Origin of the sequence: Flavobacterium olei, from assembly GCF_039749035.1 — a bacterium.
GTDB lineage: Bacteria > Bacteroidota > Bacteroidia > Flavobacteriales > Flavobacteriaceae > Flavobacterium > Flavobacterium olei.
The window spans coordinates 381,339-406,891 of record NZ_JBDKWC010000005.1 but is presented as its reverse complement, the minus strand read 5'-3'; the positions used below and the strand labels follow the sequence as shown (position 1 = coordinate 406,891).

The window sequence follows — 25,553 nt, the reverse complement described above, 5'->3', positions numbered from 1 at the left end:
GGTTTTGGAATGGATTAATGCGATGCTAAATTAGTGTTTTCGGATGTTTTTTGGAAATGTTTTTTTGGAGGCAATTCCGTGGACACTCTTTGCAAAATAGATGCAGTAATTTTCTATAGAGAGATTTTTTACCACGAATTACACGAATTTGTACTAATAAAACGAGAAAAAAAAAGTAAACTAAAAAAACTTCAATTGGCCGAAGGTAATTCATCGCTCACTATTATCAATTTTCATTTGAGCAATTTCTAAAAATCTTTTAATTAAATTCGTGAAAATTCGTGTAATTCGCGACAGAGAAAAACGGTTAGTTACAACCTATAAAAAAAAGCCGGATCTAATTAGATCCGGCTTAAATTTTTATGATTCGCAGCTGCTGCACGAGACAAGGCTTGTAACCAATTCTTTAGAAACACTCTGGCTTCTTTGGTAATACAAACTTTTAACGCCCTGCTGCCATGCTTCGATCATCAAACGGTTTACATCTTTAATAGCCAGTTCTGCCGGAATATTCAGATTTAAACTTTGTCCCTGATCGACGAATTTCTGGCGAATTCCGGCTTGCTGCACAATCTCTAACTGACTAATTTCTTTAAACGTTTTAAAAACGTCTTTTTCTTCCTGAGTTAGTTCGTTCATGTGTTGCACACTTCCACCGTTCAACATGATGCCTCTCCAGACTTCTTCGTTATCCAGGCCTTTTTTCTCTAAAAGAATTTTAAGGTATTTATTTTTTCGCATAAAATTACCTTTGCTCAAACCTGCTTTGTAATAATTACTGCTGAAAGGCTCAATTCCTGGAGAAGTCTGTCCTAAAATAGCAGAAGACGAAGTAGTTGGTGCGATTGCCATTGTAGTGGTGTTACGTCTTCCGTAGCCTTTTAACAATTCCGGTTCACCGTAAATTCTTGCCAGTTCCTGACTTGCCTTATCTGCTTTGTCGCTGATATGTTTGAAAATCTCTGTTGTTTTCATTTTAGCTTCCATTCCTTCAAACGGAATCATATTTTTCTGTAAATACGAATGCCATCCTAAAACTCCCAATCCTAAAGCACGGTGTCTTTTGGCAAATTTATTGGCTGCAGCAAGATAATAATTGCCTTCGGTTTTTTCTATGAATTCCTGTAAAACAGCATCTAAGAAAAAGATCGCTAATTTTACGGCTTCCGTATCTTTCCATTCTTCATACAATTCCAGGTTCATTGAAGAAAGGCAGCAGATAAATGATTCGTCATGAGTAGACGGAAGCATAATTTCGCTGCAAAGATTACTTGCGTTAATTCGCAAATTTTGATCTTTATATACCTGAGGTTTATTTTTGTTTACATTATCACTAAAAAATATATAAGGAAGACCTTTTTGCTGACGGCTTTCTAAAACTTTCGCCCAAACCTGTCTTTTCTCCGTATCTCCGTCAATCATTTCCTGCATCCAGTAATCGGGTACACAGATTCCGGTAAACAAATTCTGAATTGGGTTTCCGATACTTTTTATTTTTAAAAACTCTTCGATATCCGGATGATCGACATCCAGATAGGCTGCAAAAGCACCACGACGAACTCCGCCCTGCGAAATGGTATCCATCGCAGTATCAAAAAGTTTCATAAAGCTTACTGCTCCACTACTCTTTCCGTTATCAGTTACGGCGCTTCCGCGTTCGCGTAATTCACCAAAGTAACCGGAAGTTCCGCCACCAATTTTGGTCTGCATGATCACCTCACCCAATTTATGTGTAATTCCCTCAATTTTATCCGGAACGTGTACATTAAAACAGGAAATCGGTAATCCTCTTTCTGTACCCATATTGGCCCAAACCGGCGAGCTTATACTCATCCAGCCTCTCTCGATCATTTCCATAAAAGACTCTTTCAATTCAGGCTTGTAAAGTCTTTTCGCAGCAGCGGTACAAATTCTGTCAATTGCACCTTCAACGGTTTCTCCTTTCAGAAGATAACCGCGGTTTAAAATCTGTTCACTTTCAGAATTTTTCCACCACATTTTTCCTTCCGTTCGCGTATCTAAATTTTCCGGATTTATATCTGTTGTATTCATAATTTGTATGGGCTTGTATTAAAAAAGGTCGTTTGCTGTAATGCTCTTATCGTGTTTCGTGTACTCTACAGGTCTTTTTGCAAAGAAATCATCCAGACTGTTTGCAAAAACTTCTTCTTCAAACCAGGTCATTTTACTATATTCATCGGGCGAAACATTAAAAATGGTTTCGATATTAATTTGTTTTAAACTTTCGTCAATTCTAAATTTCATAAAGTTTACCAAATCTTCTTTATTAATGGTTTCAATTGCGCCGTCTTCAAAAATCCAGTCCAGAATATCTGCTTCCACAATTATGGATTCCTTTACGGTTTCTCTAATTAATTGTAAAGTTTCTGCATTGAAATATTCGGGAAATTCTTCGCGAATTTTATTGATAATAAAAATTCCGCCATTGGCATGAATCTGTTCATCAATAGAGGTCCACGCGATAATATTACTTACATTTTTCATGTAACCTTTAAATCTGGTAAAAGACAGTAAAATAGCAAACTGACTGAATAACGATACATTTTCAATCAGGATACTGAATAAAATAAGGGACACCATATATTTTTGGTTGTCCTGAGATTTGGTATCTTTTAAAACATTCGATAAATAATCTACACGTCTGCGAACTACAGGGACATCCAACAGTCTTTCGAATTCGTCATTGTACCCTAAAACTTCGAGCAATCGGGAATACGCTTCCGAATGTCTAAACTCGCATTCTGCAAAAGTAGTTCCCAAACCATTAAATTCCGGTTTCGGAAAATGTTCGTAGATATTACCCCAGAAACTTTTTACCGCTACCTCAATCTGCGCAATAGCGAGTAAACTGTTTTTAATTGCAGTCTTTTCAGCGTCATTTAAGTGTGCGTGAAAATCTTGTGTATCGGCAGTAAAATCTACTTCGGTGTGAACCCAGTACGCTTTATTAATTGCTTCAGTAAATTGCAGAACCTCAGGATATTCGAAAGGTTTATAATTGATTCGTTTATCGAAAATAGACATATATATAGATTTTTAAGTGACTTATTCAGATAGAAAAACCGAATTGAAAATTCGGCTGTAATTCTAATTATACAAATTTAAGTCGGAGTTATTTCTCGTGTCCAGTTTTTGATGTTAAAAATCTAATCAATTATCAACAGTTGAAAAACGATCGAAAAAAAATGAATTTTAAATCGTTTCGATAGGGGTTCAGTGTTTCGTAATTTGCAATCAGTTAGGTCTTTCTATAAATTTAGTTGGAAGTTTTAAACATCTCAAAAGCTTCGGTTTTCCCTGAAAATGCGAAACAGTTATCAACAATAATTTTTTTAAAATGGAACTTTCAGTCTGTTTTAAACTGAAAAAAAAAGCAGAATTATTAATAATTATTCTAAATAAAATTTTCAAAATATCGATAACCTATTTTAATACAACCAAATAGCTTTAGCAGAAATAAATACAAAACGATTACTTTTGATTTTTCACTGATTTAAATCAACTTTAACAGTTAAAATTTAAACCCTGACATTTTTTGACAAGATTTCATTGCGGCATCATTTTTAAATGGGGTTTTCTATCTATGAAACAATTTCAATTTGACATTTTCACTCAAAATAAAATTAAAATCTGCTTAAGTGATTCTTAAGATTTAAAATAGCTTATCCAAAAAGACTTTTTACTTCAAATAATTCTTGGTTTAAGAATATAAATTTTTACTTTTGCTTTATTTTTATTTATTCTAAATAGAGAAATTTTGACCGAAAACAATTAACTCTGTACAATTCTAACATAACTTATTATGAAAAAGAATCTTTTCGTTTCTTTTGTATTAGCTACTACCGCATTTGTAAGTGCACAGCAAAAAAATACGCTTTTGGACCCCTCTTTTTGGAAAACTTCTCCAAATGTTGAAACTGTAAAAGCTGAAATTGCAAAAGGAAACAATCCATCAGAAGCGAATGCCAATGCCTTTGATGTGACTACTTTAGCAATTAATAACGATGCACCAATAGAAACTATTAAATTTTTGGCAGAACAACCGGGAAATTCTGTAACGAAATTAACACACGATAATCGTATATATCTACATTGGGCGGCATACAGAGGAAATACAGAATTGGTGCAGTATCTGCTGAGCAAAGGTTCTGATGTTAATTTTGAAGACAGCCACGGTACTGCTCCTGCAGATTTTGCAGCTTCAAACGGGCAGGCAAATCCGGCAATGTATGATGCGTTTTTTAAGGCAGGTTTAGATCCAAAGAAAAAATATACTAACGGTGCTAATCTCTTATTATTAGGAATTGCAGCCGATAAAGATTTAAAAGCAGCAGAATATTTTGCTACCAAAGGAATGTCGCTAAAAGATGTAGATGTAAACGGAAATACTGCTTTTACGTATGCAGCAAGATCCGGCAATATAGACTTGTTAAAGAAACTTCTGGAAAAAGGAATTAAGCCTACTGATGAAGCGTTATTAATCGCTGCACAGGGAAGCCGCAGGGAAACCAATACAATTGAAACTTATAAATATTTAGTTGAAGAAGTAAAACTTAAACCAACTGCGCAGAATAAAGCGGGTCAAAATGTACTGCATATTCTGGCGGGCAAACCCAATCAGACAGAAATTATTAAATATTTCCTGGATAAGGGAGTTGATGCCAATAAAGCAGATAAGGAAGGAAATACACCGCTTATGGCTGCAGCATCTGCAAAAGAACCTGCTGCTTTGGAACTTTTACTTCCAAAAACAAAAACCGTTAATATCCAGAATTTAAAAGGAGAATCTGCATTGACCAAAGCCGTTCAATATGGTACTCCTGAAACTGTTGGTTTACTGTTGGCAAAAGGTGCAGCTGTAAATGTAAAAGACAAAGACGGAAATAATCTTGGCCTTTATCTGGTACAGTCTTATCGTCCGTCAGGAAAAGATAGAGAAACCCCAAAACAAGATCCTTTTGATGCAAAAGCAAAATTACTGCAGGATAAAGGACTGGATCTCGCAGCTGCTCAAAAAGACGGAAACACTCTGTATCATGTGGCAGTTACCAAAAATGATATTGCACTTCTAAAAAAAATAAATGATCTGAAAGTAGATGTGAATGCCAAAAATAAAGATGGTTTGACAGCATTACACAGAGCAGCAATGATTTCTAAAGACGACGCAATCTTAAAATACCTGGTTTCTGTTGGTGCTAAAAAAGACGTGATAACAGAATTTGATGAAACTCCTTATGCCCTGGCGAAAGAAAATGAATTACTGACAAAAAACAACATTTCTGTTGAGTTTCTAAAATAACGATATAATAATAAGCATGATTTGAAATTCCGAAATTCAAATTCTACATTTGATTTTTGGAATTTTAAAAACATTGATTAAAATTCAATACACAAATTTAAATTACATGAAATCTATATTAAAAATCACCCTTACAAGCGTTTTTATATTTTTACTTTCTTTTCAATCTCAGGCGCAATCGATCAAATACAAGTGTATGCTGCAAATGAATAATTATATGGGAGAAGGAGCCTACATTGTGGTTTCACTTGTAAATGCCGGCGGCCAGTACGAAAAAACACTTTATGTGATGGGCGATGATAAAAAATGGTACAAATCACTGAAAGAATGGAATAAATTTCACACACAGAAAAATGATGATATTAGTGCCAAAACAGGTGCTTCTGTTACTGGTGGCGATCGCAGTGTTACAACTTTTGAAATCGAAAATTCTAAAATCAATAAAGGGTACAAATTACGTTTTGAATCTGCAGTCGAAGACCAGAAATATTATGTAAGCGATCTTGAGGTACCGTTGACGACCGAAGTCCTTGCTGATAAAACAGACGGAAAAGGCTATATCAAATATGTCAAATTAATAAAACTGTAGGGAAACCGTTTTTATAATTTTTAACCCATTACAATGCATATTGTTATGGGTTAAAAATTTTTATCATTTTATAAATAGTTACATTATAATGCGTTTCCATATCTAGAATACATTCCATGACTCTTTCTTTCTGGCGTTACTCTCATTTGGCTTTGGCCTTGTTTTCTTCCCTTTTTCTGATTTTAGCTTCCGTTACCGGAATTATTCTTTCGGTTGATGCCGTTCAGGAAAAAACACTTCCGTACAAGGCAGCTGATTTCGATCGGTTAACTTTGGAGGAGACACTGCCGGTTCTTAAAAAGTCTTATATGGAAATTACCGAATTGAGTGTCGATTACCATCAGTTCGTAACTTTGAAAGCAATTGATGAAGACGGAAATGACATTAACGCTTACATTGATCCTAAAACAGGAAAGACATTAGGAAAACCTGTAAAGAAAAGTGAATTTATAAAGTGGATTACGGGTTTACACCGCTCTTTGTTTCTTCATGAAACGGGGCGTTTTTTTATTGGCGTAATTTCATTTTTATTGTTTCTAATTGCAACGTCGGGTTTTGTATTGGTTTTAAAAAGACAAAAAGGAATTCGAAATTTCTTTTCCAAAGTCATAAAAGAATATTTCGCCCAGTATTACCATGTTATTTTAGGAAGATTTGCCCTGATTCCGATTTTGGTTATTGCACTTACAGGAACTTATTTGTCTCTGGAGAGATTTAATTTTTTTATGCCAAAAGACGAAAAAGCAAAAGAATTAACCACAACGTCAGCTTCAGATTTAGCTAAGGATCGAAAATCTTTTTTCAAAAACACACTTTTAAGTGATGTCAAAAAAATAGAATTTCCGTTTACAGATGATCCTGAAGAATATTACATTATAGAATTAAAAGACCGCGAAGTTGAAGTGAATCAGGGAACTGGAATGGTTACTTCTGAGAAACTATCACCCGTACGCACGCAGATTGCCGCTTTAAGTCTTGATCTTCATACGGGAAGAATAAATGCAGTCTGGGCTGTTATTTTAGGTTTGGCCTGTATAAATATTTTATTCTTTATTTATTCGGGATTTGCAATCACCTTAAAGAGAAGATCGAGCAGGATTAAAAATAAATTTAAGGCAGACGAAAGTAACTATATTTTACTGACAGGTTCTGAAAACGGAAGTTCGCTGCGTTTTGCCAATGCCATTCAGAAACAATTAATTGCGGCAGGAGAAAAAGTTTTTCTAACTGAATTGAATAATTTTAAAACTTTCGCCAAAGCAGAACATATTATTGTTTTTACCTCTACACATGGATTGGGAGATGCGCCTTCTAATGCCAATAAATTTATTTCGATCCTTAAAAAACATACGCAAGAACATAAAACACATTTTTCTGTGGTTGGTTTTGGTTCAAAAGCCTATCCTGATTTTTGTGGTTTTGCAAAAAAAGCCGATGCTTTATTAGAAGATCAAAGCTGGGCAGAACGTTTTTTACCGCTGCAGACAGTCAACGATAAATCGGCAGAAGATTTTGTGGAATGGATTAAATTATGGAATTCTAAAAGTAAAATTGTTTTATCGCAAACACCGTCGGTTTACAATCAGATTCCAAAAGGGTTAGAAAAATTTATGGTTTTGGATAAGACACCCATTTCAGAAACCGAACATACTTTTTTACTAACTTTACGCGCGGGCAGCAGAACCAAATTTACTTCTGGAGATTTACTGGCCATTTATCCTGCAAACGACAATCGGGAACGTCTTTATTCAATTGGAAAACATACCGGAAATATTCAGTTGGTTGTCAAATTGCATCCGTTGGGTTTAGGTTCCGGTTATCTGAATAAACTGGAACCCGGAGATACAATAAAGGCCAGAATTTTAAAAAATGCCGCTTTTCATCTTCCAAAAAAAGCTCCAAAAGCTGCATTTATCTCAAACGGAACCGGAATTGCTCCTTTTCTCGGAATGATCGAACAAAATAAAGCAAAAACCGAATTACATTTGTACAGCGGTTTCAGGATGGAAACTCCGACGCTTTTGGCATATAAAAAGTTTGCGGAAATCATGATCCGGAAAGAACATCTTGAGAATTTTCATGTGGCGCTTTCGCGTGAAGCAGAACATATTTATGTTATGGATTTAATTAGGCGTGACGCTGCATTCTTTATCCGATTATTAAACCAGGGTGGCGTGATCATGATCTGCGGATCACTGCAAATGCAGAACGATGTCGAGAATATTCTGGAGGAACTTTGCCTGACTTCTAATTCTAAAAATATAACAGAGTACAAACGAAACGGTCAGATCTTAACGGATTGTTATTAGGGGACAAAAAAAAATAAAGCCAATGTCAACTCGTCAAAAAATCACTATACTTATAGTATTTATTTGCTTTTCAGCGAATGCTCAAATATTGCGTAAGAAAACCACGCTTTTGATGGGCGGTCGTTTTGACATTTCGATTGTGGCTAAAGATTCTGCAACTGCGAGTCAGAAAATTGAAGAAGTTATTGCTGAGATTACGCGAATTGAGAACTTGATTTCAGATTGGAAACCGGACTCCCAAATTTCAGAAGTGAATCAGAATGCAGGAATTCGGCCCGTAAAAGTAGATCGTGAAGTATTTGAATTAACGGAGAGAGCTATAAAACTGTCTGAAATTACAAAGGGCGGATTTGATATTAGCTTTGCGGCAATGGACCGAATCTGGAAATTTGACGGCTCCATGACCGAAATGCCTTCGGCGGAAGCCATAAAAAATTCAGTAGAAAAAGTGGGTTATCGTAACATAATTCTGGACAGTGTTCAGTCTACTATTTTTCTAAAAATAAAAGGAATGAAAATTGGTTTTGGTGCTTTGGGCGAAGGATATGCAACGGACAAATGTCGGGCAATGATGCTCGCACAGGGAATAAATGCCGGAATTATAAACGGTTCCGGTGACATGAGCACCTGGGGAAAACAGCCCAATGGCTTGCCATGGAAAATTGGAATTACGAATCCGTTTAAACCTGAAAAATTACTTGGCGTTGTTTCGCTGGAGCAAGAAGCTGTTACAACTTCAGGCAGTTACGAAAAATTTGTTGTGTTTAACGGAAAGCGTTATTCGCACATTATAAATCCGGCAACGGGTTATCCTGCAACAGGTTTATGCAGTGTTACTATATTTGGTCCTAACGCCGAAACCGCAAACGGACTGAGTACTTCGATTATGGTTTTAGGACAAAAAGAAGGACTAATTTTACTCTCAAAATTTCCAGAATACAGCGGTTTAATGATTACTGATAAAGGAAAGGTTTTAAAATCGAAGAATTTTAGAGCTAAAAGATTTAAAGCTAAATTTTAAGAAATAAACCCGAACATTTATAACATCCTTTTATTAAGTGATAGATTCTCCCTGCTAATCAAGAGGGATTTAACTTACAAATTAAGCCATGCCGGAACTGGTTTAGTACCTGTAATTGATGCAATGGCAGCGTGGGCATTTAAAGTAAAAGACGGCATCTATACCATAGCATAGAATGCCGTCTTTGCTCAAAACAAATAACTAATTAACTTAACTTTATTATCTTAAAACGCCAGTGAAATGGATTTGTTTTCGCGAAAAATGCTGATTTTCAAGATATTTTTTTTGTATGACAGAAAACGCAGATTCTCTTATTATCGCCAGTAACAAATTATACTAATTAACAATCTGCTAAATCTGCTCAAATCTGTTTAGATGTGCGTGAAAATAAAAAATCAGTCTTTATCTGCGTATAATTGCTTTAATTTTGTTTTATAAATCTCAAATCTTCATTATAATTTGCAATGGAGATTAGTGCATTAAAAATATATTTTGAAACTAATGCGCCACCTTCAAAATTAATTAATTCGATATCATCTTCCGGCGTATGATATTGTGGATGCCCGCCGGTATGGAAACCAACAGCTGCAATCGATTCTTTGTAAAACGAAACATGATCCGATCCGCCGACATCTCCGGCGTGAACAACAGGTTTTAAACCACTGCCTTCGCCCAGTTTTTTCATCAGTTCTACTCCGTTTGGAAAAGTTCCGGCGCCGCCCATGTAAAGCTCTTTTTCGGCATTTAGTCTTCCAACCATATCCATGTTGAGCATTACTTTTACGGCTTCTTTTTTTACAGGTAAATGATTTACAAAATAGCGCGAACCGACTAAACCTTCTTCTTCTCCGCTGAAGGAAATAAACAGGATGCTCCTTTTAGGTTTTACTTTCATCTTTGAAATTTCTTCCAAAATGCAAAGTAAAGCCGAAACTCCCGAAGCATTATCATCTGCGCCATTGTGAATGGCGGCCACATCTTTCTTTTTACTTCCTGAACCAGGTCCGCCCCAGCCCCAGTGATCGTAATGTGCACCTATTATTATAAATTCGTTTTTGAGTTTTTCATCTGAGCCTTCTATAAAACCAACAACATTCTGGGTTGCAACACTATCCGATCTCATTTTGTTGACGCCTTCTTTTATAAAAACTTTAAATGGCTGATAATAATTTTTATAGACTGGCTGTAAACCGTATTTTTTGAAATACTTCTGAATATAAGCTGCCGCTTTGTTATTTTGTTTTGTACCGGGAAAGCGGCCTTCCATTTTATCAGACGATAAATATTTATCGTGTTTATAAAAGGTTTGCGCCATATTTTGAGCATTTGAAGTAATACTCAAAAAAAAGAAACCTAAAATAATACTGATGCTCTTTAAAACTTTCATATTTAATTATCTAAAAAATTTATACGGTTTGCTATCGCTAAAACGCAGATTAAAACGTTTTTTTATTTTTGTTTCACGCAGATTTAAAGGCCATTTTTTAATTAGAAACGATGTTTTGTTTTTAAAATAATTTCACCAGTAAATTATTTTGATTTTCAAATGCATTTATGATTTAAAAAATCTGCTTTTTTCTGCTGAAATTATTTTAAATCTGTGTGAAATAAACCTTGTACAATTAACCGCTAAAGCTTTATACACCTAACTCAAAAACGGTATGCTTAATATATTTACGATTGTAGGTATATAAAACATGTACTTTTTTATCTGCGGTCTGAATAATGGCTGGATAACTGAATTCTCCTTTTTCCTGTTTTTCCAGATCAAATAATTTCTTCCAGTTTAAGCCATCAGTAGAATAATCTACGTCGAGAATATTTCTTCCGTTAAACCAGTCTTTTCCCATTGGCAATGGATTATTTACCAATAAAAACAGGTTTTTATTTACCGTCAGTGCATCAATTCCGGAATTTGAATTGATAACATTAATGGTATTGGTTCTAATCCAGCTTTTACCATTATCGCCAGACCAACTGGAAACTATTTTATTGTGCTTACTTCTCGAAAGAATCTGAATATCGGTCGCGCTGTGAATTAAAAATGCAGGCTGAATAATATTGAAGTTTTTATTGTTTTCAACTTCAATCTTTTTCCAGGAATCGGTTGCTTCTGTATATTCCTCTACATGAACGCGCCATTCGTCTGTATGGACACTTTCTGTACTGCTTCCGCATAAGATTACGCCGGGAGTGGTTTCGATTGGTTTATTTCGGATGGGACCGAGAAATCCGTCTGGAAGATATGTCGTTTCTCCCCAGCTGTTTCCATTGTCTTTGGAAACCATCATAGCGCCAAACCATTCTCTGGGATTCTTGCCTACTTTATAAAATAAATACAGATTTTCGCTTTTACTTTTAAACAAAACCGGATTCCAGCAAGGCAATGTATCGCCGTTTTTAATTAAAGGCTGAATCAGGTTTTTAGGCTCGGACCATTTCTTATCTTTATACGAAGCAATATAAATTCCGACGTCTTTAGCTCCCTCGTATTTACCGCCAAACCAGGCTGCTAAAATTTCGTTTGGTTTGCATTCTGCCAAAGTCGCAGCGTGACTCGCCGCCGTAACAGGCGGATCTGCAATATAACTGCTTTCAATATTAATGGCTTTCTGTGCACCTACTGCATTCGATAAAAGAAAAACTACCAGTATTATCGCCTTAGTATACTTTACTTTTGATATCATTTAAATTATTTTTTAGGTCAGCTAAAGATACGATCTGACTTATATATAAAACAAAAGGAGAGTTGCCTCTCCTTTTGAATTTTAAGTAAGGATTGTGTGGATCGTTACTTACCAAATTAATTATTTTGTGTCCCACCAAAGTCTGGTTCCACCTGAATCTGCACCGCCTAATTTTACGATACCATCTTCAACTGCTGCTTTGTTTGCTGAGTACTCGTTTGTAGTGTAAATAATTCTTTTCATTAAAGATTTACCAACTCCCGCATCCGGATTATCAGTATTTAATACCGGATAAATAACCTTAGCATCGCTTCTGCGTAAATCTGCCCAAGCTTCCCAGGATTCCGGGAAAATAGCCAAATATTTCTGAACAGCGATCTGTGTACGCTGATCTGCAGTAGATGCAGACCATGCCACCGGTAACTTCACCGGAATATCACGTAAATCTAATGTTGGATAAACGGTTAAAATGTTTGGTAATGTTGGCAATGAAGCTCCGTTAATATAAGCATTAACAACAGCCGGATCTGTGAATCCCCATTGTGCAAGAGATAATCTGATACCTGTTTCGTACAATGTTTTGGCATCACCGCCCATGTTCCATCCATTTAAAGCTCCTTCTGCTCTTGTCAGATAATTTTCAGAAGCCATAAAGATTTCGATGTTTTTAGTTTCGCTGCGTGTATTAGCCGCACCGTTACCCAGCTCATCATTATTAAATTTAGAGAATTCAGTTGTTCCAAATTGATCTTCTAGACCTCCCACCGGGTTACCTCTGTAAACACCTGCCGCAATTGGAGCAAACCATTTAGACAAACGCGGATCGTTGTATCCTACTAAGATACTTTCCATAGAAGATGTCATTACATAACCCCAGCTGTTCACAATCATGTTCAGGTTGTTTGGTGTAATGTTACTTGCTTTAAAGAACGCTCCCTGATCGTTAGTCTGCATTACTCCTGCTGCTACAGCAGCTTCAGCCTGAGTTTTTGCCCTTGCAGGATCTTTATCCGAAATTCTCATGGCTAAACGTAATCTCATACTATTTCCAAAAACTCTCCATTTGTCAACACTTCCTGCATACACACGGTCATTTGGAGAAAGAGATGCAACAGTAGCTGTTGAAGAAGAAGACAATACTGCATTGGCTTCATCTAACAATTTAAAGAAATCTGCGTAAATAAATTCTACGCTGTCGTAAGGTACTTTTTCTTTACCATTTCCTGCTTCAGTGTAAGGAATTGGTCCGTAAGCATCAACCATTTGGTTGTACATGAAAACTTTCCAGATTTTAAGAATCGCCAATGCTTCAGCATTTCCTTCAGATGCTTTGATGGCATTTGATAAAGCCGGTGCAGCTACTGTATAAAATCTTGTCCATCCTCTGCCTTCATATCCGTTAACGAAAGCATTTCTTTCCGTTCCGTACCCACAGTTTAGGTAGTGAATAAAAGTCGAAGACAAAATACCTGTTGCAATACCCCATGTACCCTGATCATCTACACCCGGAGAAGAATAAGAACCATTGTGAATCCCGGCATACAATGCAGATGCAAACGCAGGACCTGCTAATGTAGCATCTAACTGATCTTCAGTCAAGGAATTAGGATCTTTATTAATTTCATCAAAGTCGCCAGCGCAGCTTGACAAAACTGAAACTGCCATTAATGCAACTCCTAATGTTTTTATTTTAAAACTATATTTCATGATATTTCTCTTTTAATTAAAATCCAAATTTAACATTTACTCCGTAATCTCTGGTTGAAGGAATGTTGAAAGATTCTATCCCCTGCAAGTTTCCTGTACCTGCTCCTGCTTCCGGGTCAAAGTGTTCTGCTTTGTTTACGAAGAAAAACAAGTTTCTGCCTACTAAAGAGAAATCGATGCTTGAAAATCCAGAATCGCCCAAGATACGTTTTGGTAATGAATAACCAAAAACAAGCTCTCTTAATCTGATGTTTGTAGCATCATAAATAAAGGGTTCTGCAATCGGAGTTCTTTGTCCGATAGATGTCCAGTATTGTTCAGCATTGATGCTGGTAGTATTTGGACTAAATGTACCGTCACCGTTTGCCACAACACCGTCTACAATAATTCCACCATTTCTTCCTGCCAAAGTAATGTCACTTACCCCTAAACCAGCTTGTCTAGCCTGAGTATAAGAAATCACTTCTCCACCAATTCTGAAATCAACTAAGAAACTTAAAGAGAAATCTTTGTACTTGAAGTTGTTTTTAAAACCTGCAGTCCAGTCCGGATTAAAGTTACCCGCGCGAACGTCAAATCCATTTGTTGCCAATGGAAGACCCGCACTGTTTACGATAATATTTCCCTGTGGATCTCTTTGGAAACCTTTAATGTATAAGTCACCATATTCTCCACCCTGAACCACTTTACTTCTCACTAAACGTCCTTCACCCAAAACTAACTCATCTCTTCCGTCGTAAATAGATTTTACTTTTGATTTATACGAAGCATAATTTGCCGTAATATCCCAGGTAAAGTTTTCAGTCTGAATTGGAGTTGCAGTTAAAGTAAGCTCAATACCTTTATTTTCAATATCACCACCGTTTACAATAGCTCTGGAGTATCCAGAAGACTCAGGAGTGTTGATGTAGAAAATCTGATTATCTGTTAGTGTATTGAAATACGTAAAATCTAAACCTAAACGGTTGTTGAAAAATCTAACATCAGCACCAAACTCTGTAGAAGAAGAAATCTCCGGTTTTAAGTTTGGATTTGCTTTTGTGCTTTGTCCGTACAACATACCACCGTTACCTCCAATATAAGAGAATCTTTGTTGTGTCTGGTAAGGATCTGTATCGTTACCTACTTGTGCGTAAGAACCTCTGACTTTTGCAAAACTAATTACTTCCGGTAAAGTAAACATATCCGAAAGAACTGCAGAAAGACCAAAAGATGGGTAGAAATAATCTGTTGGTAAAGTAGAAGACCAGTCATTTCTGGCGGTTACATCTAAGAATAAATAGTTTCTGTAACCCAACTGACCAAATGCGTAAACCGAATTAATTCTTTTATTCGAAGCCGTAGAAGTTGATTGAACTGTCTGAACATTTGATAATGCGAAGAAGTTTCTTTTACTTAAAACACCGCCTGAACCTAAACTTGAATTATTTTGTTGTAATGCATTAGCACCGGCATTAAGTCCGACAGCAAAATCACCGAATTTTTCATTGTAAGAAAGTAACGCATCAACGTTTAATTCACTTACCGTTTCATACGATTCGCTGTATGATCCCATATTGCTGTTGAAAGCATTGGTTGCATATCTGTTTCTTACGTTTTTATTTGTCATTTGATCCAGACCTGCTCTACCTTGTAAGCTTAACGTTTTTGTAAACTCATATTTAAGAGAAGCTAAACCAATAAATCTGTTTCTTTTATCTGTACGTGCATCATCTCTTAAAGCTGACCAGAAAGGATTTCCACCCGGAGCTCCCGTTTCGTCAAGAAAATAGTTTACCTGTCTTTGTCCGGCAGCATCAAAATATTCGAAATTTTTGTAATCGTTGTAAGCAATACTACGAGGTAACAAATAAGCAGATGTACCAATAGACTCTTCACCAGTTCTTAATAAGTTATCGATATCCTGCACAATGTAATTTGTTTTGGCATCTAAAGTTAACTTATCTGTAATTTTGCTGGTTAATCTTAAGTTAAGATTGTGTCTGTCCATCTGGTTACCGCCAACGATACCTTCAGCACGAGTGTTCGTGTAAGAGAAATATCCTTGTGCTTTTTCGTTACCTGCTGTAACTGTTAAGGTATTCGCTAAGTTATAACCAGTTTTGTAAAAATCGATTACGTTGTTTGGCTGTGGAGAATAACTTTGAGTAGCCGGTCCCGTATAGTTTGGATTACGAACCAACTGCCAGGCAGAAACCTGACGCCCGTCTAACGGCGCACCCCAGCTTGAACTTGAGTTAGAAACGTAATTTCCGTTTGTACCCTGACCGTATTCGTTTTGTAAATTCATCAAATTATAAGCAGAAGATGCCATAAAGTTGGATGATAACGAAACTGAAGTTTTTCCGGCTTTACCTGATTTAGTTGTAATAACAATTACACCATTTGATGCTCTTGATCCGTAAAGTGCTGCAGCAGAAGGTCCTTTAAGAACAGTCATCGAAGCAATATCTTCCGGGTTAATGTTAGAAATACCATCTGGCTGTGTAGTTCCTCCTGTATCAATATCAGGATTAGAATTTGTTGTACCATTACTAATCGGCACACCATCTACCACATATAATGGCTGGTTGTTTCCGTTAAGCGATCTGTTCCCTCTTAAAGTAATTCTGGAAGATGATCCAACACCATTTGAAGTAGTAGAGAAGTTAAGACCTGCAACTTTACCTGATAATGAGTTGGCAACGTTTAATGATCTCGCTTCAGAAAGCTCATCTACAGAAACGTTCTGAGCAGAATACGTAATTGCTTTTTTCTCTCTTTTAATACCAAGAGCGGTTACAACAACTTCTCCCAGTTGTTGCGTGTCTGCTCCTAACGCAACATTAATTGTAGTTTGCGAACCAACAGCTACTTCTTTTGTAGCAGATCCTACATAAGTAAAAACTAAAACTGCTGATTGATTTGGAACAATAATAGCATACTTACCGTCAAAATCGGTTGAAGCACTTGTTTTAGTTCCTTTAACAATAATATTTGCTCCCGGAATCGGAATCCCTGTGGAAGCATCTGTTATCGTTCCTTTTACTGTGGTTTGTGCCTCCAGACTTTGGAATCCGAAGAGGCATATGACCAACAGTAATTTTAGTACGTCTTTAATCATATTAGTTGTTTTTTTAGAGTTAATAACATGTTAAACTTAAGAATACATTTTGTTAACGAATCATAATTTCGACAAATGACATTTTTTCAAAGGTGTTGGTGAAACTTTAGTTGAAAATGAAAGAAAACGTTTTCATTTGTAATCCTAGTCTTCCTTATTTTACAAGGGCTTAGTCTATTTATTTTAGTGATTTTTACCTTTTATAATTGTATTCACTTTTTTAAAGCAAAAACGCCGAAAAATCTTCGGCGTTTTATGGTTTTTAGTTCAAAACCCTGAATTTTAATTTTAACAAATCGACCGAATTTCCGCCGACCATAACTTCAAAATCTCCCGGCTCTACAACCTCCTTCATTTCTCTGTTCCAAAGAGATAGCTCATCGGGAGTAAGTGTAAAATCAACACGTTTGGTTTCTCCTTTTTTAATGAACACTCTTTTAAAACCTTTTAAGGTTTTTTCAGGAGTTGTTACACTGCTGTAAATATCATTAATATAAAGTTGAACGACTTCGTCACCGTCATAATTTCCAATGTTTTTCACATCAACACTAACTTTCAATTCGCCGTCTTGCTTTATTTCAGTCGAGCTGATGGCTAAATTCGAATAAGAAAACTTAGTATAACTTAAACCAAAACCGAAATTGAAAAGCGGGTTTTCGCTTTCGCTGACGTATTTATGAATCGCAGATGGTTTTTGGTTATAATATATAGGTAACTGTCCAACCGATTTTGGAACCGTAATAGGCAGTCTTCCCGCCGGATTGTAATCTCCAAACAAAACATCAGCTACAGCTCTACCCCCACTTTCACCTGGGAACCATCCTTCAATAATCGCTGGGATATTATCAGCAATCCAGTTTGTCGATAACGGACGACCGTTTAACAATACACAAACTACAGGAGTTCCTGTTTTCTGAATCGCTTCGATCAATTCCTGCTGTATTCCGTGTAAATTCAAATCAGCAACGTCTCTATTTTCTTCTACTAATTCGTTAGATTCTCCTAAAACGACAATCGCAACATCAGCTTTTTTAGCGGCATCGATTGCCGGCTGCATGTTTACTTTTTCTAAGTTCCAACGCAAGTGTGCTCTGGCACCCCAACCGCCTTCCCACATTTCAATGCGGACTTTATATTTTTTTCCTGCTTCAATATTTTTTGGAGTTGTAACAATGCTTGTCGCACCTTTTGCCCAGTTGTCAACAACCAATACATCATCAATCCACATTCTGATTCCGTCATCAGAACTTAAACCTAACCAGCCGTCAAATGATTTATCTGATTGAATGTAACCTGTCCAACGGATAGAGAAATCATCCACATTTACACCATCACCAGGCGCCCAAGGCCAGTCAAATTCTAATTGGCTGTCAATACGCGTTAAAGCTGGAGTTCCTTCCACATTTCTATTATTAAAATATTCTCCTTTTAATCCGTTTTGAGATCCGTCAGAAGTAAATAAATATTTTGATGGAATAGCTTGTCCTTTTACAATCAGCGGTACACCTTCTTCATAAACCACATTTGCCGTTTTACCAACCACTTGCTGAATACCTTCAAAAACAGTTGTTCCGACACTATTTTTAGGAGAATAACCTCCCAATCTTGAAGCATTTGCATTTGGACCGATTACCGCAATGTTTTTAAGATCTTTTTTTAATGGAAGAATATTGTTTTCATTCTTCAATAAAATCATCGATTTTTGAGCTGCTTCTAATGCAACAGCTTGATTTTCTTTAGTATGAAAACGCTCTTTAATTAAGTTTTTATCGGTAAACGGATTTTCAAATAATCCTAACAAGAATTTCAAACGTAAAACTCCTCCCGCAGCACGATTGATATTTTCTTCAGTTAATTTTTTCTCATTAACCAATTCGATAATCGTATTCTGCCAGAACTCGTTTGAAAAATCGTAAAACTGCATATCAACACCAGAAGAAACTGCTTCTCTAATAGCATCTTTTGGAGAATCAGCCACTTTGTGAGTGGTCTGAATGTATTTAATAGCTCCTAAATCTGAAACTACGATTCCTTTAAAACCCCATTCTTTTCTCAAAACATCCGTCAATAGCCAATGATTTGCCGCACATGGAATTCCGTCTAACTCTGAATAGGCACACATCGTTCCCAATGCACCACCTTTTGTAAATGCTTTTCTAAAAGAAGGTAGATGATCTTCACGAGCCGAACGTTCTCCCACTAAAATTGGAGAAGAATTTCCTCCCGCCTGTGGAATACCGTGAACTGCAAAATGCTTAGGTTCAGCAATAATCGAACGATCTGATTTTAAATCATCTCCTTGTAAACCTTTAATAAAAGCCAAACCAATTTCGCTGTTCAAGAATGCATCTTCACCAAAAGTCTCCGCAACACGCCCCCATCTTGGCTCGCGTCCTAAATCTAAGTTTGGACCAAAACCGAAGTGAACACCATGAGCACGAGCTTCCATACCGATTACTTTTCCAACTTTGTCCAGTACATTTACGTCCCAAGTTGCTCCAAGTCCGATATTCATTGGAAAAGCGGTACTTCCTTCATCTAAATAACCATGAAGCATTTCACACATAATAAGCGCTGGAATTCCCCAGCGGTTTCCTTTGATTACGTTGGTCTGCAAATCATTAATCATTTTCGCCGAACGCGGATAAAGGTCATGAATTGCTCCAATACCTAATATCCCGATTTTTTCAGCTGATTTAGATTTGGCAAAATCTTCCTTTTCTTTAAAAAAATCTCCTCTGTACATATCCATCTGACGTACTTTTTCTTCAAGTGTCATACGGCTTAATAAATCCTGAACTCTTTCTTCAACAGGCAGTTTGGCATCCTGATACGGATATTTTTTCTGCGCATGGCTTTGGTTAAAAAAACCTACAGCCATTACAAAAATAATGGCTGTTTTTTTGATTTTTAGTTGTAACATAATTGTGTTGTTTAATTTTGAATCACTTTCAGCTTTGTTCCATTCACAAAATCATCATGCGAAATAAAAAAGCTGTTTAGTGTTTTACCGTTTAGCTCAATCGAATTGATTTTTCCATCATTATTGATTTGTCTTTCAATGACAATGCTTTCTTTTTTATAATATCTTGGATCTAATTTAATTGTCACTCTGTGAAACATTGGCGCTGTAATAGTGTAAATTGGATCTCCCGGCGATATTGGATAAATTCCCATCATCGAATAGACCAGCCAGGCCGACATGGTTCCTGTATCGTCATTTCCCGGCAATCCTTTTGGTTTGTTTTGGAAGTATTCGCGAACCAGTTTTTTTACAAGTTCCTGAGCTTTATACTCTTCTCCTTTAACATAATTAAATAAGTACGGATTTGCGATATCCGGCTCATTTGCCATATCAAATTGTTTCATGTCGAAGATTTTCTGCAATTGTGCTGAAAAAACCTTATCACCGCCCATTAATTTCTTTAATCCGACGATATCGTGTGGTACCATAAAATTATACTGCCATGCATTTCCTTCTATAAAACCAACATTTTCCTCAAAATTGGCTCCCGATGCCGGATCAAAAGGCTCGTACCAATCTCCGTTTGCCGTTCTTGGGCGAAGTAAATTCAGATTCTTATCAAATAATTTTCTATACGATAACGAACGGTTTTTAAAACGTTTTACATTGTCTTTGTCGCCGAATTCGTTGGCCATTAGCGAAATAGCATAATCTGAAATATTATATTCCTGTGTCGTTGAAACCGGACCTTTGTCATTGGTTGTCACATATCCTTTTTTGATATAATCTTTTAATCCGGGACGAAGCGGATTATTTTCCGTATTATCTGCTCCTTTCAACATCGCATAATACGCTTTATTAACATCATAATCACGAATTCCTTTTAAGTATGTATCTGTAATGACGATACTTGCCGGGTCTCCAACCATAGTAAAAGTTTCCGTCGAATTCAATTCCCATTTCGGAAGCCATCCGTTTTCATCAAACATGTCCAGCATACTTTTTATCATTTCAGATTGCTGTTTGGGATAAACCAAAGACATTAACTGATGCACATTTCTATAAGTATCCCATAATGAAAATACGGTATAACGGGTGCCGTTGGTTTTACCAACTTTAGTTCTTTTGATTACCGGATATTCACCATTAATATCATTCAAAATATTGGGGTGAATTAAAGTATGATACAAAGCCGTGTAAAAAATCGTATTGTCATCTTTTGAGCCTCCTTCAACCAAAATTTTAGAAAGTTCTTCGTTCCATTCGTTGTAGGTTTCTTTGTAAATTGCATCAAAAGATCTGTTACCCACTTCTTTTGCTAAGTTTTCACGGGCATTTTCGATACTTACGTACGAAATTCCGATCTTTACTTCAACCGTTTCTTGTTTGTCGAACTTATACGTAAAATAACTTCCGATACTATCACCTACAACGGTTTTAACAGTATTTTCCATTATTCTCGTTTTTCCGTTGTAACCCATCCATTGCGCTTCAACGCCGTTGTATTTTGCAGGTTTTTTCCAAACTCCGAATTTATCGGCAGGTTTAGAAAATTGAGCCACAAAATAAACCGGATAAGCATCTTCAGGACTGTTGTAACAAAACGAACCAACCGAACGCATTCCTTCAATTTCTGTCGGCGACACCACTTTTATCATGGCACCTTCTTCATTGGTTAAACCAACACCAAGATTCAACAAGACGTTTGACTGTCCTTTCGGGAAAGTGAATCTGCTTACTCCAACTCGTTTTGAAGCTGTAAATTCGCCTTTAACCTTATACTTGTCGATGTTTACGCTGTAATACCCTGCTTTTGCCACTTCATTAGAATAGGTCGAACCATATTTTAAATGATCGGTTTCTACTGCTCCTGTTGTGGGCATCAGTAAAATAACACCCAATTCCGGACAGCCGACACCACTTAAATTAACCTGAGAAAATCCAGTCAGAAAAGTATTTTCATTCACATACGGATTAGACAACCATTGACTGTCTTTTTCCATAGGCGTGTTTTTTATTCCCGCCACGTTAAACGGACTAATACTTGCCATCCCTCTAGGTGCAATCGGACCCGGAAAAGCCGCTCCAAAATTGGAAGTCCCAATAAACGGATTGACATAATCGGCAGGTTCCTGTGCCAAAATGGTGATGCTAAAAAACAGCATGTACAAGATACATGCTGTCCTGAATTTATTTGTTATATTTAAAACCATAGGTTTCGTTTATCTGTTAATCGCTTCTATTTTTAAAGTCCACGCTTCTTTTGCAGGAAGGTTGTTTCTTAAACTTTCTGGAATAGTTACTGTAAATCCTTTATCCGATTTTACCCATTTCAATGAAGTTTTAGAACCCAACATCGTGATTTTTGTTCCTTTTTTAGGGCTGATAGATTTTACTGCAACCGTTGCAGGAATTTTGTCTTCTCCTTCTTTAGCTAGGTAAAAAGCAAATACATTACCCGCTTTATTTTGTGTAAAACAAATGTTTTCCTCTTTGTAAGGTTCGATTGGCTTGGTATTGTAAATGGCGGTGCTGTTTACTTTCATCCAGTCTCCGTAAGCTTGTAACAAATCGTAAGCTCCTTTATCCCATTCTCCTTCCGGACTTGGTGCCACGTTTAATAATAAGTTACCACCTTTAGCCACAATATCAACTAACATATGAATACCTTGTCTTCCAGTCATGTAAGTAGCACCTGGAGAGTAAGACCATCCACCGCCAGCAGGAATACAGGATTCCCATGGGTAAGGCAAAGTTTTGGCAGGAACACGCCCTTCCGGAGTTAAGTAGTTTTGGTTTTTACCATGTACCGCTCTGTCAACCACAATTAAACCCGGTTGTTTGGCACGTGCTTTTACAACCAATTCATCCATTTTAGGATCCTGATCTACCACTCTGTGCTTGATGAAACCGTTTTTAGCTTCGTTTTCTGTAAATTTCTCGTCGTAGTTCTCTTTGATATTTACCTGGTCTCTTTTTCTAACCCATCCACCATCTAACCATAAAATGTCTACTTTTCCGTAATTAGTCAGGATTTCCATAATTTGGTTATGAGTAAAATCAACATATTTCTGCCATTTTTCTGGGTATAAAGCAGGATCGTAATTTACATTTCTGTCAAATGGAGGAAAATAAGGATCCCAGTAGTTTTCGTTATGCCAGTCTGGTTTAGAGAAATAAGCTCCAGTAGAAATACCTTCACCTCTAAAAGAGTTGAAAATCTCTTTTAAAACGTCTGCTTTTGGATTGGTATGAAAAGGAACGTCTTTACTCGTGATTTTATAATCAGAATATTTAGTGTCGTACATATTGAAACCGTCATGGTGCTTTGTAGTGAAAACCATGTATTTCATTCCTGCGTATTTAGCCGCTTTTGCCCATTTTGCAGGATCAAATTTTACAGGATTAAATGTTTTTCTTAAACCTTCATAATCGGCGATGTACTGATTGTAGTTAGCAGGATTGCTTCCTTTTTTACGTTCGCACCAACCGTAATCTTCAGGACAAATAGACCAGGATTCTACGATACCCCACTGGCTGTAAGTTCCCCAGTGCATTAGCAGACCAAATTTTTTGCCTTGCCATTCGTCCAGGTTCTTTAAAACTAACGGATCTGTTTCTGGTACGTATCTTTCATCTTCATATATTGCCTGCGCGAATATCTGAGCTGAAAATAAAAGGGCGATAATGAATATTCCTCTTTTCATCTTTAATCTATTTATTAGGTTTTATTTATTCTTTTGTTTTTTGTTTATTTTTTACTCTCGAAGTTTATCATTCTAAACATAGCTAATGGTTTCAACCATTGGGACTCAACGTAATTCAACCTAAAGTTAGTTTGAATAGACATCCCGGGGTTGAAACCTCGGGCTATGTTTGCTATTAGAACTTTAATCTGTGTCAAATACCTGGAAGATTTTACTTCCGGTTAGCTGTTGCTTAAGTCTTCTCACTCCAAACGACAAACTCGATTCTCTGGTTAATAGGTATTATCAATTTAACTTTTCAAGTATTGGCTGGTCTGTAAAAGTTAATTCTGTTTTGCTGTTTTCATTAAGCTGCTCCAATACCACAAACTTATTTTCACCTTTCTTCAACCAGCAACCTGGCACATAGAGTGTTTGTTGCGGTCCGACTTTCCAGTAGCGCCCCAGATTGTGACCGTTAACATATACAATTCCTTTACCCCAATTTGTCATATCAAGAAAAGTATCGGCTGGTTTGTCTATGTTTACAATAGATTCGTAAATAACTGGTCGTCCAGATTTTATCTTTTCATTTTTAAGAACCGGCACTTCATTCATTGGCATTTTATACATTTCCCATCCGCCACTAATTTCATATTCATTGATGAATACCGGAGAAATAATTCCTTTAGTATTATGAACTATTTCGGCACCGTAGTTAATACGACCCATATTTTCAACCAGAATTTCTAAAATAGCGTTAAAAGGAATAGAAACTTCCAACTCGTAGTTATTAAAAACTCTATTCAACTCGCCCACGTTAACTCCGTTTACATAAACTGTAGCAAAATCTCTCAATCCCTCAATTTTTAATTTGCCATTAATTGGTTGAGTAAATCTTTTTCGATACAAAACATATCCATGTCCCTGACCCAATTTTTCAAATGTTAAAAGCTGGTCATTAACAACAGCTTTTTCTTTTTTTATCCAGCTTAAAACATCCATACTGGATTTTACCGGCTGATTAGGATATTTTGAAACTGGTATTTTCTCTGGAATCGGTGCTAATTTTGTTTTAGAATACTTTTGCATAATATCACGTATCGCCATAAATTTTGGAGTTGCCCAACCTGCTTCGCTAATTGGCGCGTCATAATCATAACTTGTAATATCAGGCTGAATATCTTTTTCTTCATTATAATTTGCTCCGGAAGTAAATCCAAAATTTGTACCGCCATGTACCATATAATAATTAAAAGAAACGCCTGCATCAAGGTACTTTTTGGTTTGACTTGCAATCTCCTCAGATCCAATTTTAACAAATGGTTCTGCCCAATGATCTAACCAGCCAGAATAAAACTCTGCAACCATGTAAGGTCCTTGTCCTTTATGGAATTTATCAACCTGCTTTTTTAAATTTTCTATATTTGATTCCCCATTTGCAGTTGGCAAAACGCCATCAACCATTCCGCCTTCAAACAGCCAGGTCCCGTCGGAAGTAAAAAAAGGCTCCTGAAACCCGGTTTGTTTAAGCGTATTGTAAATAGCTGTTTTGTATGCTGTATGATCAGCAGCTGCAATATCTGTTCTTTGAGAAACGTAAGAACCAAATTCATTTTCAACCTGAACCATAATAATAGGCCCTCCCTGATTAGAAAAATATCCTTTTACCACTGCAGACAATTGCTCCAAATACGTTTTACAAGCTTCTAAAAATGCTTTGTTATTGGTACGAATTACTAAATCCGGATTATTTTGAAGCCACCAAGGATATCCTCCAAATTCCCATTCACCGCAGGCATAAGGTCCTGGCCGCAGAATCACATATAATCCTTCACTTTTAGCAATACGTAAAAACTCAGCTAAATCTCTATTTTCTGTTTTAAAATCCCATACACCTGGCGCTGTTTCGTGATAATTCCAAAACACATAAGTGGCCACGGTATTCATTCCCATCGCTTTAAGCATTTGCAACCTGTGTCTCCAATACTCTTTAGGAATACGTGCATAATGCATTTCGCCTGAATGTATTTTAATAATTTTTCCGTCTTGCTGAAATTCTCCTTTAGATATAGAAAATCCTTTGGTTTGTGCTGTACTAAAAAATGGCATCAATCCAATCAATAATATTCCGAGCTTAAATAGTATCTTATTCATTTTTTAAAT

Annotated in this window: 14 protein-coding genes; 4 read left to right on the top strand and 10 right to left on the bottom strand. The window is 36.5% G+C overall.

What is annotated here, in order from left to right:
* Window positions 1-360 precede the first annotated feature (360 nt).
* On the bottom strand, window positions 361-2,052 hold the full coding sequence (locus ABEB31_RS15355; protein WP_347052516.1) for a ribonucleoside-diphosphate reductase subunit alpha: 1,692 nt from the start codon (window positions 2,050-2,052) through the stop codon (window positions 361-363).
* A gap of 18 nt (window positions 2,053-2,070) precedes the next feature.
* Window positions 2,071-3,045, bottom strand: a complete 975-nt coding sequence (locus ABEB31_RS15350) for a ribonucleotide-diphosphate reductase subunit beta (RefSeq protein WP_347052515.1) — start codon at window positions 3,043-3,045, stop codon at window positions 2,071-2,073.
* Window positions 3,046-3,823: 778 nt separating this feature from the next.
* On the opposite strand from ABEB31_RS15350, the gene ABEB31_RS15345 reads away from it, so the two are divergent.
* The 4 genes from ABEB31_RS15345 (at window position 3,824) to ABEB31_RS15330 (ending at window position 9,239) form a co-directional block, all read left to right on the top strand.
* Window positions 3,824-5,320, top strand: coding sequence for an ankyrin repeat domain-containing protein (locus tag ABEB31_RS15345; protein WP_347052514.1), 1,497 nt, complete (start codon window positions 3,824-3,826; stop codon window positions 5,318-5,320).
* Window positions 5,321-5,426: 106 nt separating this feature from the next.
* On the top strand, window positions 5,427-5,909 hold the full coding sequence (locus ABEB31_RS15340; RefSeq protein ID WP_347052513.1) for a DUF2271 domain-containing protein: 483 nt from the start codon (window positions 5,427-5,429) through the stop codon (window positions 5,907-5,909).
* Between the two features lie 116 nt (window positions 5,910-6,025).
* Complete coding sequence (locus ABEB31_RS15335; RefSeq protein WP_347052512.1) at window positions 6,026-8,218, top strand: PepSY domain-containing protein; 2,193 nt, start codon at window positions 6,026-6,028, stop codon at window positions 8,216-8,218.
* A gap of 22 nt (window positions 8,219-8,240) precedes the next feature.
* A complete protein-coding gene (locus ABEB31_RS15330) occupies window positions 8,241-9,239 on the top strand; it encodes an FAD:protein FMN transferase (RefSeq protein WP_347052511.1) in 999 nt (332 codons plus the stop codon).
* A 421-nt stretch (window positions 9,240-9,660) separates the two neighbouring features.
* On the opposite strand, the gene ABEB31_RS15325 is transcribed toward ABEB31_RS15330, so the two are convergent.
* From ABEB31_RS15325 to ABEB31_RS15290, 8 genes are all read right to left on the bottom strand, one after another.
* Window positions 9,661-10,626 carry a M20/M25/M40 family metallo-hydrolase gene (locus ABEB31_RS15325; protein ID WP_347052510.1) on the bottom strand — a complete coding sequence of 322 codons (966 nt, stop codon included), beginning with the start codon at window positions 10,624-10,626 and terminating at the stop codon, window positions 9,661-9,663.
* A 250-nt stretch (window positions 10,627-10,876) separates the two neighbouring features.
* Complete coding sequence (locus ABEB31_RS15320) at window positions 10,877-11,926, bottom strand: sialidase family protein (RefSeq protein WP_347052509.1); 1,050 nt, start codon at window positions 11,924-11,926, stop codon at window positions 10,877-10,879.
* A 120-nt stretch (window positions 11,927-12,046) separates the two neighbouring features.
* Window positions 12,047-13,633 (bottom strand): SusD/RagB family nutrient-binding outer membrane lipoprotein, encoded by a 1,587-nt coding sequence (locus ABEB31_RS15315; protein WP_347052508.1) that lies wholly within the window; start codon window positions 13,631-13,633, stop codon window positions 12,047-12,049.
* Window positions 13,634-13,649: 16 nt separating this feature from the next.
* Window positions 13,650-16,736, bottom strand: coding sequence for a SusC/RagA family TonB-linked outer membrane protein (locus ABEB31_RS15310; protein ID WP_347052507.1), 3,087 nt, complete (start codon window positions 16,734-16,736; stop codon window positions 13,650-13,652).
* 262 nt (window positions 16,737-16,998) lie between these two features.
* Window positions 16,999-19,659 carry a glycoside hydrolase family 3 N-terminal domain-containing protein gene (locus ABEB31_RS15305; RefSeq protein WP_347052506.1) on the bottom strand — a complete coding sequence of 887 codons (2,661 nt, stop codon included), beginning with the start codon at window positions 19,657-19,659 and terminating at the stop codon, window positions 16,999-17,001.
* 11 nt (window positions 19,660-19,670) lie between these two features.
* A complete protein-coding gene (locus ABEB31_RS15300) occupies window positions 19,671-21,914 on the bottom strand; it encodes a GH92 family glycosyl hydrolase (protein ID WP_347052505.1) in 2,244 nt (747 codons plus the stop codon).
* A 9-nt stretch (window positions 21,915-21,923) separates the two neighbouring features.
* Window positions 21,924-23,408 (bottom strand): alpha-L-fucosidase, encoded by a 1,485-nt coding sequence (locus tag ABEB31_RS15295; RefSeq protein ID WP_347052504.1) that lies wholly within the window; start codon window positions 23,406-23,408, stop codon window positions 21,924-21,926.
* A 285-nt stretch (window positions 23,409-23,693) separates the two neighbouring features.
* Window positions 23,694-25,544, bottom strand: coding sequence for a beta-galactosidase (locus ABEB31_RS15290; RefSeq protein ID WP_347052503.1), 1,851 nt, complete (start codon window positions 25,542-25,544; stop codon window positions 23,694-23,696).
* Between the last annotated feature and the right edge of the window lie 9 nt (window positions 25,545-25,553).

Bases quoted from the DNA above. Each gene is read 5' to 3' on its own strand.
- ABEB31_RS15355 (WP_347052516.1), bottom strand. From the start codon at position 2,052: ATGAATACAACAGATATAAATCCGGAAAATTTAGATACGCGAACGGAA.
- ABEB31_RS15350 (WP_347052515.1), bottom strand. From the start codon at position 3,045: ATGTCTATTTTCGATAAACGAATCAATTATAAACCTTTCGAATATCCT.
- ABEB31_RS15345 (WP_347052514.1), top strand. From the start codon at position 3,824: ATGAAAAAGAATCTTTTCGTTTCTTTTGTATTAGCTACTACCGCATTT.
- ABEB31_RS15340 (WP_347052513.1), top strand. From the start codon at position 5,427: ATGAAATCTATATTAAAAATCACCCTTACAAGCGTTTTTATATTTTTA.
- ABEB31_RS15335 (WP_347052512.1), top strand. From the start codon at position 6,026: ATGACTCTTTCTTTCTGGCGTTACTCTCATTTGGCTTTGGCCTTGTTT.
- ABEB31_RS15330 (WP_347052511.1), top strand. From the start codon at position 8,241: ATGTCAACTCGTCAAAAAATCACTATACTTATAGTATTTATTTGCTTT.
- ABEB31_RS15325 (WP_347052510.1), bottom strand. From the start codon at position 10,626: ATGAAAGTTTTAAAGAGCATCAGTATTATTTTAGGTTTCTTTTTTTTG.
- ABEB31_RS15320 (WP_347052509.1), bottom strand. From the start codon at position 11,926: ATGATATCAAAAGTAAAGTATACTAAGGCGATAATACTGGTAGTTTTT.
- ABEB31_RS15315 (WP_347052508.1), bottom strand. From the start codon at position 13,633: ATGAAATATAGTTTTAAAATAAAAACATTAGGAGTTGCATTAATGGCA.
- ABEB31_RS15310 (WP_347052507.1), bottom strand. From the start codon at position 16,736: ATGATTAAAGACGTACTAAAATTACTGTTGGTCATATGCCTCTTCGGA.
- ABEB31_RS15305 (WP_347052506.1), bottom strand. From the start codon at position 19,659: ATGTTACAACTAAAAATCAAAAAAACAGCCATTATTTTTGTAATGGCT.
- ABEB31_RS15300 (WP_347052505.1), bottom strand. From the start codon at position 21,914: ATGGTTTTAAATATAACAAATAAATTCAGGACAGCATGTATCTTGTAC.
- ABEB31_RS15295 (WP_347052504.1), bottom strand. From the start codon at position 23,408: ATGAAAAGAGGAATATTCATTATCGCCCTTTTATTTTCAGCTCAGATA.
- ABEB31_RS15290 (WP_347052503.1), bottom strand. From the start codon at position 25,544: ATGAATAAGATACTATTTAAGCTCGGAATATTATTGATTGGATTGATG.